The sequence below is a fragment of the Paractinoplanes aksuensis genome, from assembly GCF_024137025.1.
Lineage (GTDB): Bacteria > Actinomycetota > Actinomycetes > Mycobacteriales > Micromonosporaceae > Actinoplanes > Actinoplanes aksuensis.
The window spans coordinates 74,718-90,060 of sequence record NZ_JAMYJR010000014.1 but is presented as its reverse complement, the minus strand read 5'-3'; the positions used below and the strand labels follow the sequence as shown (position 1 = coordinate 90,060).

The 15,343-nt window shown below is 73.6% G+C and carries 13 protein-coding genes; 11 read left to right on the top strand and 2 right to left on the bottom strand.

The features are described from left to right. Positions 1-10: 10 nt before the first annotated feature. On the bottom strand, positions 11-2,275 hold the full coding sequence (locus M1L60_RS15220) for a glycosyltransferase family 2 protein (protein WP_253238068.1): 2,265 nt from the start codon (positions 2,273-2,275) through the stop codon (positions 11-13). A 66-nt stretch (positions 2,276-2,341) separates the two neighbouring features. On the opposite strand from M1L60_RS15220, the gene M1L60_RS15215 reads away from it, so the two are divergent. Genes M1L60_RS15215 through M1L60_RS15200 form a run of 4 tightly spaced genes read left to right on the top strand, consistent with a single transcriptional unit; the run spans position 2,342 to position 6,935 of the window. Beyond that, the gene (locus tag M1L60_RS15215; protein ID WP_253238067.1) at positions 2,342-3,820 is read left to right on the top strand and encodes a glycosyltransferase; all 1,479 of its coding nucleotides are present in this window, start codon (positions 2,342-2,344) and stop codon (positions 3,818-3,820) included. Further along, positions 3,810-4,445, top strand: a complete 636-nt coding sequence (locus M1L60_RS15210; RefSeq protein WP_253238066.1) for a hypothetical protein — start codon at positions 3,810-3,812, stop codon at positions 4,443-4,445. The genes M1L60_RS15215 and M1L60_RS15210 overlap by 11 nt, the downstream gene beginning before the upstream one ends. Further along, positions 4,442-6,028: a hypothetical protein gene (locus M1L60_RS15205; protein ID WP_253238065.1), complete on the top strand. Its 1,587-nt coding sequence runs from the start codon at positions 4,442-4,444 to the stop codon at positions 6,026-6,028. Before M1L60_RS15210 ends, M1L60_RS15205 begins: the two co-directional genes overlap by 4 nt. A gap of 37 nt (positions 6,029-6,065) precedes the next feature. Continuing rightward, a complete protein-coding gene (locus M1L60_RS15200) occupies positions 6,066-6,935 on the top strand; it encodes an O-methyltransferase (RefSeq protein ID WP_253238064.1) in 870 nt (289 codons plus the stop codon). On the opposite strand, the gene M1L60_RS15195 is transcribed toward M1L60_RS15200, so the two are convergent. After that, positions 6,913-7,398: a CAP domain-containing protein gene (locus tag M1L60_RS15195; RefSeq protein ID WP_253238063.1), complete on the bottom strand. Its 486-nt coding sequence runs from the start codon at positions 7,396-7,398 to the stop codon at positions 6,913-6,915. The two genes, M1L60_RS15200 and M1L60_RS15195, sit on opposite strands and share 23 nt — an antisense overlap. Positions 7,399-7,595: 197 nt before the next feature. On the opposite strand from M1L60_RS15195, the gene M1L60_RS15190 reads away from it, so the two are divergent. From M1L60_RS15190 to M1L60_RS15160, 7 genes are all read left to right on the top strand, one after another. After that, positions 7,596-8,807 carry a hypothetical protein gene (locus M1L60_RS15190; RefSeq protein WP_253238062.1) on the top strand — a complete coding sequence of 404 codons (1,212 nt, stop codon included), beginning with the start codon at positions 7,596-7,598 and terminating at the stop codon, positions 8,805-8,807. Between the two features lies 1 nt (position 8,808). Then, a complete protein-coding gene (locus tag M1L60_RS15185; RefSeq protein ID WP_253238061.1) occupies positions 8,809-9,378 on the top strand; it encodes a hypothetical protein in 570 nt (189 codons plus the stop codon). A gap of 105 nt (positions 9,379-9,483) precedes the next feature. Next, a complete protein-coding gene (locus tag M1L60_RS15180; protein WP_253238060.1) occupies positions 9,484-10,446 on the top strand; it encodes a glycosyltransferase family 2 protein in 963 nt (320 codons plus the stop codon). A gap of 20 nt (positions 10,447-10,466) precedes the next feature. Continuing rightward, entirely contained in the window at positions 10,467-10,835 is a 369-nt protein-coding gene (locus M1L60_RS15175) for a GtrA family protein (RefSeq protein WP_253238059.1), read from the top strand. A gap of 14 nt (positions 10,836-10,849) precedes the next feature. Continuing rightward, on the top strand, positions 10,850-11,728 hold the full coding sequence (locus tag M1L60_RS47825) for a helix-turn-helix domain-containing protein (RefSeq protein WP_253238058.1): 879 nt from the start codon (positions 10,850-10,852) through the stop codon (positions 11,726-11,728). Between the two features lie 55 nt (positions 11,729-11,783). After that, positions 11,784-13,616, top strand: coding sequence for a maleylacetate reductase and hydroxyquinol 1,2-dioxygenase domain-containing protein (locus M1L60_RS15165; protein ID WP_253238057.1), 1,833 nt, complete (start codon positions 11,784-11,786; stop codon positions 13,614-13,616). Further along, entirely contained in the window at positions 13,609-15,342 is a 1,734-nt protein-coding gene (locus tag M1L60_RS15160; RefSeq protein WP_253238056.1) for an FAD-dependent oxidoreductase, read from the top strand. Before M1L60_RS15165 ends, M1L60_RS15160 begins: the two co-directional genes overlap by 8 nt. The last annotated feature ends 1 nt before the right edge of the window (position 15,343 follow it).

Below are 15,343 nucleotides of genomic sequence, written 5' to 3'. Positions count from 1 at the left end.
GCTTGTGCCCTTACGAATCGGTCGCGCCGGGGCCGGGTTGACGATTCGCCAGGTGCCAACTGGTCACCGATGAGTTGCCTTCAGTCCGGTTTATGGTCGGATGGGCCAGGTGGGAGACCCGTTCCGCGTAGAGCGCGTGGGTGTGGTGGCGGCGGACGTACGCGGCGCCACGGGCCGACTGGTCGCGCAGGGCCCGGCGGTTGGCGTGCAACCGCCGTACGGTGTCCGGCACCTCCTCGGGCGTGCAGTAGACCGCGGCGTCGCCGAACGCGGCCGCGTACCGGTAGGGCAGCACCGCCACGCAGCCCGCGGCCAGGGCCGTGAGCAGGTCCGGCCCCGGATCGGCGGGCTCGTCGTCGGGCGGCAGGTGCAAGTAGAAGTCGATCTGACCCAGGAACGAGCGCAGGCTGACGTCGCCCGGCCCGTAGACCAGCCAGCTGCGCGGCGGCCCGAACCGCCCGAACGAGCGGTCGGCGCTGCCCGCCGCGTCGAGCAGCCGGACGTCGAGCCGGGCCGACTCGGGCACCTCGTCGCGCAGCCGGCGCCACTCGGCCGGGCCGCCGCGGCAGTGCCGGCCCACCACCGGCCGGTCGGCCCGGGGCCCGCGCCGGTCGAGCCGCCACTGCGCGGCGTCGAGCGTGCTCGGCAGGTCGAGCCCGGCCACGGTCACCCCGGTCTCGGCGCTGAGCTGGCGGCGCCCGTCGGGGCCGGCCGGGGTCCAGAGCGGCCACTGGCCGAACAGCCGCTTGGCCGCGGTGGCCGCGGCCGGGACGACGACGGCGTCCTCGATCAGCACCCGCTGGGCCCGGACACCGCTGGGCTGGTCGGGGGCGTACTGCAGGACGTGGGCCGAACGGGCCACCACGAGCCGGGCCCGGGCGTCGTCGGCCAGCCCGATCTCGGTCAGCTCCCCGGTGTTGATCAGATCCTGGACCGCCGGGTCGAGGTCGCGCGGCCCCTCGCGCAGGTGGGGCAGCGCGTCCAGGTGCAGCAGCGCGGCCCGCTGACGGCGGGCGGCCAGGGCCCGGAGCTGGCCGATCCCGGCCGTCCCGGCGCCGCCGGCCGTGGTCCAGTCGCCGGCCAGCACCACGTCGTAGGCCCGGGCGCCGGTCTCGCCCCGGAGCCGGCGGGGCACGGCGAAGGCCCGCGGGCGGGTGGCGGGCTCGCGGCCGTCGCGCACGTGGGCGTGCCAGCGGCGGAACGCCGAGACGTAGGCCCGGGGCGCGTCGGTGTCGTCCGGGCCGAGCCGGGTCAGGGCCAGCGGCAGGCCGTTGACCGGCATCGTGGCGGCCGGGCCGAGGACGGCCTGGGCGCGCTCGGCGTACTCGTGGGCGGCTCCGGCCCGTACGGGATCGAAGTGACCGACCCGGCTCAGTGCGACCGCCCGCCGCAGCATCAGCGACGCCGGGCCGGGCGGGGTCGCCGGGTCCAGGCCGGGCCGGGTCACCACCAGGCCGGGCGTGACCGGCAGCGCGGCCGCCGTGGTCGAGAACAGCCGCTCGTCGGCCAGCAGGGGCGCCACCTGGCGTTCCAGCCGCAGCGGATGGGACCAGCCGTCGGGCTCGGGGAAGGTCACGAAGTCGCCGGTGGCCGCGTCCAGGCCGGCGTTGCGGGCGACGTACGGGCCGGCCCGGGCGACCATGCGGATCACCCGGACCCGGGGGTCGAGGGCGGCCGCGGCCCGCAGCACGGGCGCGAACTCGGTCGACGAGCCGTCGTCGACGACCAGGATCTCGTGGTTGGTCCAGGTCTGCCGGGTCAGCGACCGCACCGCGGTGAGCAGTTCCGGGCCGGGCTGCCAGGTGGTGACGACCGAGGTGATCCGGCGGTCGTGGCCGCGGCGTTGCACCGGGCCCGTGGTGAGGCGGTCGAACGGCCGGCCCGGCCCGTCGGGCACCTGCACCTTCGGGGCCGGCAGCAGGGTGGCCAGGTCGGCCCGGCCGAGGTCGACGGCGAGCGCGGCCCGGACCGGAGCGGGCACGTCCGGGTACTCGGCCAGCAGCGCCTCGGCCTGGGCGGGGTCGCCGGTGGCGTACGCCAGTTGGCAGTGCAGTCCTTGGTGGACGCCGGTGATCCCGCCCCGCTCGCGCAGACCGTCGAGCAGGGTCAACGCCTCGGACCAGTCCTCCGGGCGCAGGTTCTGCACGGCAATCACGCGGGCCAGCTCGCCCTCCGCCCACGGGTCGCCGGCCGCGCGGGACAACGGCTCCCGGGCCGCGACAGACCGGGCCGCCAGGGCCGCGACGGCGAGCGGGTGAGGTCCGGTGTCGCGCATGGTCCCCCTCGGTGAGAGCAATTCCGAGGTGATCAACGACTCGGGCGAATTGTCCGTATCGCCCTGTTGGCAAGTCTCGTTGACCAACCCGTGTACGACGTCGCCATCCTGTCCGACCTGCGGCACACCGGCGGCAGCGCGGCCAGCCTGGTCGCCGAGGTCGAGGCCCAGGCGACGGCCGGTCTGACCACTGTGCTGATCCACGCGCCGGAACCCGACCGGCGACCCGCCCGCCCCTTCGACCAGCGGATCGTCGCCTGCCTGCGCGACGGCCGGGCCGAGCTGGCCCACGACGACGACACCGATCTGGCGGCCCGGGTGCTGCTGATCCGCCGCCCCCAGGCCGTGGCCGAGGCGCCGCCGGTGCGGGCCGCGCACACCATCGCGGTGCTGGACGAGGCGCCGGCCGACTTCGCCGAGGTCCGCGCGCGGGTCGAGCGGCACTTCGGGCCGGACGTGGTGTGGGCCCCGGCCGACGCCGAGGTGCGCTCGCAGCTGCCGGGCGCGGTGCTCGCCGGCGCCGACTGGCCCGACAGCGGGCCCCACCTCGACCGCCTCGCCTCGCTGGGCGTCCTCCCGCGCGGAGTCGTGCCCCCGCCTCGGATCGCGCCGGCCCGGCCGACGCGGCACGTGCTGCTGGTCGGGGACGACATCGCCCGCTTCCGGGCTATCGCCCGCCACCTGCCCGGCGACCTGGAGGCCGTGGTCGTGGCCGGATCGACCGGGCTGCCCGACGCCCACGCGGCCGGGCTGCTCACCGAATACCTGCCCGCCCCGGCCGAACTGGGCGTGGCCGACGACCGCTGGACCGGCTTCGTCCGCGACCGCCTGCGGCACCTGATACAGCTCTACGGCCCGCGGGCCGTGCTGGTCGGCGGCGTGCCCCACGACGGCATCGCCGCCGCCGTGGCCGAACACCCCGATCCCCGCTGGTTGTGGCTGCGCCCGGCGATGTGGCGGCGCGGCACCGGCGGCCAGTGGGCAGCCCGCGGCGCGCTGTTCGCCGGCATCCTCGAACCGGGCGAGTTCGCCGCGGCCGGGGACGAGGGCTGGACCACCGCCGCCCGGGCCGGGGTGACCACTGTCGACCCGATCACCGAACTGCCCGCCCCGCGTCCCCGCCGCCCCGGCCCGGCGACCCTGCTCTGCCGCGGGGTGGAGGCCACTCTGCCCGGGTTCACGGTGGTCGAGGCCGGGCCGGAGCAGCTGGGCGCGGTCGGGCTGGCCGTTTCGCGGGCCGGCTACACGAGCTTCCACGAACTGCTCGGCGCCTGCGTGCCGACCGTCTTCGTGCCCGACCCCGACGGCGCCGACGACGAACTGACCCGGGCCCGCTTCGCCGCCGCGGCCGGGGTGGCGATCTGCGCCACCGACGACGACCAAGCGGCGGCCGCCCTCGAACGGCTGGCCGACCCGGCGGCCCGGGAGGCCCTCAGCCGCCGCTGCGCCGAGGTGGCGTTCGGCAACGGGGCGGCCGAGGCCGCGGCCTGGCTGGCCGGGCACTGTCAGCTACGATCCGAAGTGGAGGCCGGAAGTGTGCGATGAACCGGACGCGGCTGACCTGGCGGTCGCCCGCTGGGAGGTGGCCACGCTGACCGGGCGGTTGCGCTGCGTCGAGGACGAGCGCGACGCCGCCGTCCGCGACCGGGACCGCAACCGCGAGATCGTGCTGGCCCTGCGGCGCAGCCGCTCCTACCGGCTCGGCCGGACCCTGGTCGACCTGGCCCGCGACCCGATGCGGACCGCCCCGGCCATGGCCCGGCACTGGCGCCGGCCCCCGGCCCCACGCTCGCGGATCCGGGCCGCCGAGATGCCGGCCCGGATCTACGTGGCGGTCGGGTTGTCCCGGGCCGGCGCGCACGGGCTGATCCGGGCCCTGCGCCAGCGGGTGCTGGTCGAGGCCGACCACCTGCCGGTGATGGTGACCGACCAGCCGTCGCTGCGCCATCTGCAGGTGCCGGGCGTCGTGCTCGAATACCTGCCCGATCCGGCCACCTGGTCGCGGCACGAGCCCGGCTCGGACTGGGAGACCCTGCTGGCCGAACGGGTGGCCCAGCTGTGCCGCGATCACCGAGCCGCCCACGCCGTCGTGATCGACCCCCGTGACCCGCCCACCCTGGCCCGACTGCTCGTCACTGATCGAAGGGTGGGGTCGTTGGCTTCGGCATGAGCGCTCCGACGGTCGACGCCCCCGCCGCCCCGCGTGCCGGGATGCGCTTCGTCGTCGAGGGCCCGCCGGTCGGGGCGCTGTGGCGGCGGGCGCTGACCCGGGCCGTGCTGGTGCCCCTGCCGGTGCTGGCGCCGCTGGTCGCGCTGGCCCCCAGCCGCGACCACCGGTTCAACCTGTACTGGCACGGCGGCCTGTTCCGCGACGACCCGCTGCGGATCGTGCCCCACACGGTTGACTCGCTGCCCGGTTACCTGCGGCTCGGCAACTTCCGCCTGTTCGGCCGGATGCTCGAGAAGGCGCTGGACACGGCCGCGTACGCGCTGAGCGAGGTGCTCGGGCTGCCGGTGAACGTCGGGTTGCGGCTCGTCTCGTTCCTGTCGGCGGTGGTGTTGTGCGTTGTTGCCGTACTGCTGGCCGAAAGCGTCGTGGCCCGGGGCCGGCTGTTCCGGCGGGCTCCGTCCACTGTGGCCGCTGTCGTGCCGTTCGCAGTCGCGGCCGGGTTCGTGGCAGCCGGCGGATCCAGCCCGATCGTACTGTTCGGCGGGCTGTATCTGGCCTCGGCGGCACTGGTGCTCGGGGTGACGGCGGCGCTGTGCCGGGTTGATCCGGCCAAGCCGCTGCGGTGGTGGTGGGTGCCGTTGTTGCTGGTGGGTGGGGCGGCGCTGGCTGCTTTCAACGAGATTGCGTACCTGGCCCTGCCGCTCGCGACCGTGGCCGTGCTGGCCCGGGGTCGGCTGGTGCTGGAGTTGCCATTCGGCCGGTTGTTCACAACGGCGCCGGCCCGGGCGGTGGGGCTGCTGTGGGTCGGTTTCCTGCCGGTCTTCCTCGCGGTGCGGGTGGTGATCCAGCGCTACTGCTCGGCCGGCAATTGCTACAAGGGCTCGGATGTGCGGTTCGGGCCGGAAACCTTGGAAGCATTTCCGGTACGGGCCATTGCCTGGCTGCCGCCGCTGGCGTGGGACGCGGCCGCTCCGCGGGGGTCGTGGCTGGGCGGTCTGGTGCTTCTGGGAGCGCTGGGGGCGATCGGATGGCCGGCCTGGCGGGCGATCCGTGATCTGCCTCGGCTGTCGCAGGTCGGACGCCGCGGAGCGCTGGCGCTGGCGTTGACCGCGGGGACGTTGGTGCTGCTGGGAGCAGGGATGGGCTCGCTCAACGCCGACGTGCAGCAGCTGGTGAGTTCGGGGCGCTGGGGCTACGGCTGGCGCGATTCCGCGGTGACCACGACGGCGGGGGCGCTGCTGCTGGTGGCGCTGATCCACTTCGTACGAAAGCGGGTGGCCGCCGTTCTCGTGGCCGCTGTCGTTATTTTCGCCATGGCTGCGACGGTGTCGGCCGCGGCCAACAAACGCCAGCGCGACATCGCCATGACCAACCCCGCTGCCCGCCTGGCCGACCGCATCGCCGTCGAGATGGCCGACTTCGACCCGACCCCGGCCGGCGCCACCCGCCGCTGTGCCCTGCGCGCCGACTTCGTCCGCCTGCACCCCGATTCCCCGTTCTCGCTGCGCCGCTTCGACGAGTCCCTCGAGATCGCCTCCCGCCAACGGGCCGATGTGGCGTTCTGCCCGGGCGTAACCGGCTGACCCGTCCGGCGTTTGTCACCTTCGTGGAGGAGTGCTGATGCGCCGGTTGCGGAGCCTGACCCGCCGTCAGGTCGTCTCGGCCAGCGGGGCCGGTGTGCTCTGTGTGGCCGTCGCGGCGGCCGCGCTCACCGGGAACGTGGGCCTGGCCCTCACCCTGCTCGCCGTCTTCTTCACGATTCTCTTCGCGGGGCTGTTGCTGCTGGCCCGGCGACTGTCGGGGCTGCAGCGGATCCAGCGGCGGCAGCAGACCGACGCCCGCACGGTGCTCGACCAGACCCAGCGCCGCCTGCTCGCCGCGCTGGAGGAGCTGGTGTTGCACGCGGGGGACAGGCATGGCGAGGTGGCCGACCGGATGGGCGCCCAGACCCGTCAGGTCGAGGCCATCGTCCAATTGTTTCAGCAGGTCACGCCTCGGGCTCCGATGCCGCCGTCGGGTGGGGCGGCCGACCTGCTGGACGTGCTGCATCTGATCCGCACCCGGCGCCCCCGGGTGGTGCTGGAGCTCGGCGGCGGTGCTTCCACGGTCTGGATGGCGTACGCGATCGAGGAGTTCGGCGGGCGGCTCGTCTCGCTCGACCCGGACGCCCGGCGGGTCGAGCGGACCCGGGCCACGCTGGCCGCCCATCACTTGAGCGAGACGGCCGAGGTGCGGGAGGGGCCGGTGTCGCCGGAGGGGCTGGCCGACGTGCACGACGTGGGTCTGCTCGTCGTCGGCAGCCCGGTTGCCAAGGCGGACATGCCGCTGCTGACGGGCCGGTTGGGCGCGGTGGCCAAGGTCTTCCTGCGGGACGCGCCCGACTCGGCCGCGCGCTGGCTGGAAACGACGGAGGGCCTCACCCCGGAAGGTGAGGCCCTGCTGTCGTATCGCCGGGTGGTGCGGGAACTCAGTAACCGAACTCCTGCGTGAAGTAGGGGGTGCCGTTGGCCGCGTACGCGACGCCGACGCCGACGGTGATGGCCTTGCAGTTGAGGATGTTGGCGCGGTGGCCGGGGCTGGCCATCCAGCCGTTGACGACAGCGGCGGCCGAGGTGAAGCCGAAGGCCACGTTCTCGCTCAGCGGGCGGTTGTAGCCGGCGGCGATGGTGCGGGTGACGAAGGTCGAGTTGCCGGCGCCGGCGTGGCTCAGGGTGTTGGTGCGGGCCTGGTAGGCGCTGTGGCCCTGGGCCGAGCGGGTCAGGGCCGGGCTGACCACGACGGCCTTGCAGCCGTGGGCGGCGCGCTGCTGGTTGGTCAGCGTCGCGATGTCGCTCCGCAGCTGGGCCGAGCCGGTCACGGCGGCCTGGGCGGACGAGGCGAACGCGATCACGACGAGCAGGGTGGCGGGGATCATCGCGATCAGGGCCAGACGCTTGGTGATCGAAGAACGCATCGACTGCCTTCCGGTAAGCGGGCCCCGGTTGCTACCGGTGCGCTCACCGATCTAGTTCGGCGCTTGAGCCGGGGACTTGGTGGCCGGACCGCTGCCCTTCGGTTGCCGGTTGGTTATGCGGTTTCTGTGACCGCAGCGTGACGGTGCGTGTCGAAGATCGTTAGCCCCTGCAGAGAGCGCAGAAGGGGGCGACGGCCGTGCACGATGTGGCGATTCTGGCCGACTTCCGCTTCGCCGGGCCCGAGGTGGCGGCCGAGGTGCGAGCCCAGGCCGACGCCGCGCTGAGCACCGTGCTGGTGCACGTGCCGCTGCCGGACGACAAGCGGCCGCTGCCGTTCGGGTCGTCGGTCCGTGAACTGATCCGTGACGGCGTGGCCGTGCTGGCCCGCGACGACCAGCCGGTGCAGGCCCGCCTGCTGGTGATCCGGGGGCGCCGCCCGATAGTGGAGGACCTGCCCGACGTGCGGGCGCAGCGCACGGTCGCGGTCGACGACCCCGAGGGGCGGGTGGGCCGAGCCCACCTGCGCTGGCTGGCCAATTTCGGCATCCGGCCCCGGATCAGCGCGCCGGCCCGGCCGCGGGGCTCGGCCCCGGCCACAGCCACCCCGACGCGACGGATGTTGCTGGTCGGCGAGGACGAGGAAGCGCTCATCCGGCTGACCGCGATCGCCCGCCGGCTGCCGCCCGACGTGGCGCCGGTGATCGTCACCCAGTCCTCGGGCGCCGTGGACGGCTTCCTCACCGAGCACATCCCGTCCCGGGTGCTGCGGCGTGACCGCTTGGTCCACCTGATCGACCTGCACCGGCCCGAGGTGGTGGTGGTCGACGGTCACTGGCGCGACCGGCCCGTGGCGCCCGGTGTGCTCTGGGTCGGCGTGGGGCCGGCGGAGACCGAGGGGTTCGATCACGTGCTGGTGCCGGGGGAACTGGCCGACGGGGCCGAGCCGATCACCCTGCTCGACGCGGGCGACCTGCTCGACCCGGCGACGGCCCGGGCCGAGCTGGGGCTGGACGACCAGCCGGCGGCCCTGGTGCGGCTGGACGCACTGGCCGGGCCGGTCGCCGAGCGTGGGTTCCAGGTCGTCCGGCGGGATCGGGCCGGCCGGCACCTGCGGGCGTTCGACCTGGTGGTCGGGCCGGCCGACTACCACGGGTTCCACGAGCAGCTGCGGTTCGGGATCCCCAGCGTTTTCGTACCCGACCCGCGTGACCCGGGAGCCGTCCGGGCTCGCTACGCGCGGGCGGCCGGGGTCGGGCTGACCGTGGACGAGCTGGACGCGGCGACCCGGCCCGAGGTGCGGGAGGCCCTGCGGCGGCGCTGCGAGGAGTTGACGTTCGCCAACGGTGCGACCGGGGCGGCGACCTGGCTGAGCGGACTGGCCGCGGGCCGGGAACGGATCGGAGGCTGAGGTGCACGAGACCGCGGTGCAGGTGCTGTCGGCGCGGGAGCCGATCGACGCCCAGCGGGCGCGCTGGGAGTTGCGGGCCATGGCCGGACGGCTGAGGTCGATGGAGGCCAAGCTGGTCGACGAGCGCCGGATCAGCGCCAAGCTGCGGCGTGAGCGCGACCGGCTGCGGGACGGGCGGTCGCTCTGGCAGCGGTGGTTCCCGGCCCTTTTTCGTACGCCACCAAGGGCCCCAGCCGTGCAGCGGGCCCCCGCCTGCCTCTACGTGGTGATCGGGCTCGAGTTCGAGCCGCTGCGCGAGTTCGTGCTGACCCTGCGCCAGCGCGTGCAGATCGAGCCCGGGCACCGGCCGGTGGTGCTGACCGACTGCTCGTCCTTCGCCCTGCTGCGCGACCTCGGGGTGCTGCTCGAATACCTGCCCGACCGGGAGACCTGGGAGCACCACCGGCCGGACCGGTCGTGGGAGGACGTGCTCTCGGAGCGCCTGTCCCGGCTGTATCGCGACCACGGCACCGTACGCACCATCTTCGTCAACCGCGCTCACCCGCCGACCCTGTCGGAACTCCTCCGCTAAACCATCCGACCGCCCCGCCCGCCGCCCCTGACCTGACTGAAGCCCGCGCTTATGTAACTTTTGTTCCTGCGGAGTCGTTGGGCGAGCGTGACGGTATCGAGCCCGATGATCTCCGTGGTGGCGCCCATCTTCAACGAGGGCGCGGGCGTGGACCGCTTCGTGGACCGGCTCACCGAGGTGCTCACGGCGGCCGGTCTGAGCCACGAGCTCGTGCTGGTCGACGACGGCTCGACCGACGACTCGTGGGACCGGGTGGCCGCGCGGGCCCTGCTCGACCCGCACGTGCGCGGTCTCAAACTGTCGCGCAACTTCGGCAAGGAGTCGGCCGTGCTGGCCGGGCTGGAGGCCGCCGCGGGCGACGCCGTCGTGGTCATCGACTCCGACCTGCAGCACCCGCCGGACGCCATCCCGGAGATGGTGCGGCGCTGGCGCGAGGGCGCCCACGTGGTCGAGGCGGTCAAGCGCAACCGCGCCGGTCAGGGCCTGGTCGGGCGGCTCGGCGGGCGCGCGTTCAACCGGGCCTTCACCGGCCTGACCAAGGTCGACCTGGTCGACGCGACCGACTTCCGGCTGCTCGGCCGCCCGGCCCTGGAGGCGTTGCTGCGGCTGCCCGAGCACTCGTCGTTCTTCCGGGGCACCAGCAGCTGGATCGGCTTCCGGCGCAGCACCATCGAGGTCGACATCGACCCGCGGGCCGGTGGGCGGTCGCGCTGGACGTTCGGCTCGCTGTTCCGGCTCGCGGTCAACGGGCTGACCTCGTTCACCTCGGCCCCGCTGCACCTGGTGACCATGGTCGGGCTGGCCTTCGCCGCGTTCGCCGTGCTGCTGGGCGCGCAGACGCTGATCCGCTGGCTCGGCGGCGACTCGGTGGCCGGCTTCCCCACGGTGATCCTGCTGTTGCTGGTGATGGGCACGTTCCTGCTGCTCGGTCTCGGGGTGATCGGGGAGTACCTGGCCCGCATCCACGAGGAGGTCCGGGGCCGGCCGCGCTACCTCGTGCAGGAACGGTCGGACGCCGTCGCCTCGCTGCCCGAGCAGTGGTTGCGGGCCGACCGTGCCGAGCGCTGAACAGCGGGTGCGGGCCGATCATGCCGAGCGCTGATCGGCTGTTGCGGTACGGGATCAGCGGCGCGGCCAGCGCGGCCACCCACGTCGGCGTCGGCCTGCTGCTGACCCGCGGGCTCGACGTGCGGCCCGTGGTGGCGTCGTCGGCCGGTTTCGCGGCCAGCGTCCTGGTGTCGTACGGGCTGCAACGCACCTGGGTCTTCCGGTCCGCGACGGCCCACCGGAGGGCGGGCGGGCGCTTCCTGACCGTCACCGCCGTGGCCTTCGCCCTCAACGCGGCGATCCTGGGCCTGGTCGCCGGGCCGTATCTGATGGTGCAGGCGTTCGCCCTGGTGGCGATCCCGGTGGTCAACTACGCGCTCAACTCGCGCTGGACCTTCCGCGCCGGCTGAGGTGTCATTGTCGGGTGACAGAGCTCACGGTCCAGGACACCAACGGCATCCTCCGGCAGCCCTGGGTCCGGCCCGAACGCACCAGCCGGGGCCTCGGCTGGGAGCAGCTCTACGTCTCGACCCAGAGCGAGCAGCCGTATCAGGCCAGCTTCGGCGGCGCCCCGAGCCACCTGGTGATCCTGCACCGCAACGGCCCGGTCACCGTCCGCCGCGGGCACCTCGGGCTGACCAGCACGCGCACGGTCCCGGCGGGTGGCCTGTTCGTGCATCCGGCGGGCAAGGACCTCACCGTCGAACTCGGCGGGCCGCTCGACACCGTGCACGCCTACCTGACCGACGAGCTGCTGCGCACGGCCTGCGACGGCGACCCGGTCGAACTGGCCGAGGAGCTGGGCACGCTCGACCCGCTGGTCGAACAGCTGCTGCTCAACCTGGACGAGGCGGTGCGGAACTGGGAGCCGGCCGCCCGCACCTACGTCGACCATCTCGGGCACGCGCTGGCCGCTCAGCTCGGGCGGCGGCACAGCGTGCGGGCGCGGGTGGCGCTCCCGGCGACCACCGGCGCGCGGGCCGGGCTGACCGATCGGCAGTTCCATGCCGTACGGGAAATGGTGGAACAACGGCTGGCCGAGGCGCTGCCGCTGCGGGAGCTGGCCGCGGCCACCGGCCTGAGCGTGAGCCAGTTCGCCCGCCAGTTCAAGGCGCGCACGGGGATGTCGCCGCACCAGTTCCTCATCCAGCGCCGGGTCGACGCGGCCGGTCTGCTGCTGCGCCGCACCGCGCTGCCGATCGCCGAGATCGCCCAGCGGTGCGGCTTCTCGCACCAGGAGCATCTGACCCGGGTGCTGCGGGCCCACCTCGGCACCACGCCCGGAGCCCTGCGCCGCGCCTGATTCGTGCAGTCCGGTTGTGCAGGATCTGCCGGGCCCGCGCGCCGACACTGGGGCCGTGGAGTCCTTCGTATACGCCGGGCCCGCGGCGCGGGTGGTCTTCGGGCCGGGCACGCTGAGCGGGCTGCGCGACGAGGTGGACCGTCTCGGCGCGACCCGGGTGCTGCTGCTGGGCGGGCGGGCCGACCGGGCCGCCGACGTGCTCGGACCGCTGGTCGGGGCGCGCTTCGAGGGCGTCGCCATGCACACGCCGGTCGGGGTCACCGAGGGCGCGCTGGAACTGGTCGGCGCGCACGACGTGGACTGCCTGGTGTCGGTCGGTGGCGGGTCGAGCACGGGGCTGGGCAAGGCGCTGACCGCGCGCACCGGCCTGCCGCTGGTCGCGGTCCCGACCACGTACTCGGGTTCGGAGATGACCCCGATCCTGGGCGAGACGGCCGACGGGAAGAAGACGACACGGCGCGACCCGGCCCTGGCCCCGAGGACCGTGATCTACGACGTGGAGCTCACCCTCGGGATGCCGGTCGGGCTCACGGTGACCAGCGGGCTCAACGCCATGGCGCACGCGGTCGAGGCGCTCTACTCGCCCGGCGCCAACCCGGCCACCGACAACTTCGCGCTCGAGGCGATCACCCGGCTCGGTCGGGCGCTGCCCCGGCTGGCCGAGCGGCCGGACGATCCGGACGCGCGGGCCGACGCCCTGCTCGGGGCCTGGCTGGCCGGGATCTGCCTGGGCACGGTCGGGATGGGCCTGCACCACAAGCTGTGCCATGTGCTCGGCGGCACGTACGGGTTGCCGCACTCCGAGACCCACGCGGTGCTGCTGCCGCACGTGATGGCGGCTTCCTCGCCGGCCGCCATGGGCCGGATCGCGGCCGCGCTCGGCGCCACCGACGCTCCGACCGCGGTCTTCGACCTGGCCACCCGGCTCGGTGCTCCCGGCTCGCTGGTCGAACTGGGACTGGCCGAGGGCGACCTGCCCGCGATCGCCGGTTCCGACCCGCGCGTGCTGGCGGTGCTCGAGGAGGCGTGGCGCGGCGACCGCCCGGCGCCGCTGGACGACCGGCCCGATCTGAGCGCGCTCACCGAGCAGGTGGTGGCCAGCTTCACCGGCGCCGCGAACCCGCGCACGGCCGAACTGCTGGGCGACCTCGTCCGGCGGTTGCACGGGTTCGTCGTCGACAACGATCTGACCGAGGCGGAATGGCTGGGCGCGATCGACTTCCTCACCCGTACGGGCCGGCTCTGCTCGCCCACCCGGCAGGAGTTCGTGCTGCTCAGCGACACCCTCGGCATCTCCAGCGCGGTCGACCTGCTGACCAATTCGCGGTCGCCCGACACCACGCCGTCGGCCGTGCTCGGCCCGTTCTACGTCGAGGGGCCACCGGCCGTGCCGTCGGGCGCGAACCTGGCCGAAGGGCTCCCGGGTGTGCCGTTGCGGGCCGACGTCCGGATCACCGACCTCGACGGGCGGCCCATCGCGGACGCGGTGGTCGACGTGTGGCAGTCCAATCAGGACGGTTTCTACGACGTGCAGCTGCCCGAGCTGGAAGGGCCGGTGTTGCGGGCCCGGCTGCGCTCGGCCGAGGACGGCACGCTGTGGTTCCGGTCGATCCTGCCGTCGGAGTACCCGATCCCGGACGACGGGCCGGTCGGGCAGATGCTGCGGGCGACCGGGCGTCATCCGTACCGGGCGCCGCACCTGCACTTCATGATCAGCGCGCCCGGTCACCGCAAGCTGATCACCCAGCTGTTCGTGGCCGGCGGACGCTATCTCGACTCCGACGCCGTCTTCGGGGTCAAGGACGACCTGATCGTCGAGTTCCCACCGGCGGCTGACGGCAGCCGCACCGTCGAGTTCACCTTCAGGCTGGGGGCCGCGAATGGCTGATGTCGAAACCGATGTGCTGATCGTCGGCAGCGGACCGGCTGGTGGGGCCGCGGCCCTGTTGCTGAGTTCCTACGGCGTACGGAACATGGTCGTCACCAAATACGGCCGTCTCTCCGACACACCCCGCGCGCACATCACCAACCAGCGCACGATGGAGGTGCTGCGCGACGCGGGCATCGAGGACCAGGTCGCCGCCCTGGCCACCCCGCAGCACCTGATGGGTGACACGACGTTCTGCTCCAGCCTGGCCGGCGAGGAACTGGGCCGGCTGCACACCTGGTACACCCACCCGTCGCGGCAGGCCGACCACACGCTGGCCTCGCCGTCGAGCATCTGCGACATGCCGCAGCACCTGATGGAACCGGTGCTGGCCTCGGCCGCGATCGCGCGGGGAACCTCCTTCCGGTACGAGACGGAGTATGTGTCGCTGACCCAGTCCGATTCGTTCGTCGAGGCGAGGGTCCGGGACCGGCTGCGCGGCGACGAGTACACGATCCGCGCGAAGTATCTGATCGGCGCCGACGGCGGGCGCAGCAAGGTGGCCGAGGACATCGGGCTGCCCATGGTGGGCCAGATGGGCGTGGCCGGCAGCATCAACATCGTGTTCGAGGCCGACCTGACGCAGTACACGGCGTACCGGCCGAGCACGCTCTACTGGGTGCTGCAGACCGGCTCGGACGTGGGCGGCATCGGCATGGGCCTGGTCCGGTGCGTACGCCCGTGGAACGAGTGGCTGATCGTGTGGGGCTACGACATCAACGGCGAGCCGCCGGACCTCACCGAGGAGTACGCCCGCCGCATCGCCCACCACCTGATCGGCGACGACACGGTTCCGGTCACCATCAAGTCGTCCTCGGCCTGGACGGTCAACCACCTGTACGCCGAGAACTACCAGAGCGGCCGCGTGTTCTGCATGGGCGACGCCGTGCACCGGCACCCGCCGTCGAACGGGCTCGGCTCCAACACCTCGATCCAGGACGCGTACAACCTGGCCTGGAAGCTCAAGCTCGTGCTGGACGGCACGGCCGGGCCCGCGCTGCTCGACTCGTACACGGCCGAACGCGCGCCGATCGGCCGGCAGATCGTCGACCGGGCCAACCGCAGCATCGGCGAGACCACCCGCATCTTCGAGGCGCTGGGCCTGCTCTCGACCGACGACCCCGACCAGTTGCAGGCCAACATCGACGCGCGCAAGCTGCCCACGCCGGCCGCCGAGAAGCAACGGCAGGCGTTGCGCGAAGCCATCGAGTTCAAGAACTACGAGTTCAACACCCACGGCGTCGAGCTCAACCAGCGCTACGAGTCGGCCGCGATCATCCCCGACGGCACGGCGATGCCCACCAACCCGCGTGACGACGAGCTCTACCACCACGCCACCACCTGGCCCGGGGCCAAACTGCCGCACGCGTGGGTCAGCCTGCAGCGGCGTCGACTGTCCACGCTGGACATCGGTGGGCAGGGCCGCTTCACGTTGCTCACCGGTCCCGGCGGCGAGGCCTGGGTGACGGCGGCCGAGGGACTGCCGGTGGTCGCGGTCACCATCGGCCCCGGCGCCGACTACGAGGACATCTACGGCGACTGGGCCCGGCTGCGCGAGGTCGGCGACACGGGCTGCGTGTTGGTCCGCCCCGACAACTACGTCTGCTTCCGCAGCCCCGGCCTCGCCGACGACCCTTCCCGTACGCTGACCGACGCCCTGACCCGAGTGCTCGGAAGGCAGCCGTGAC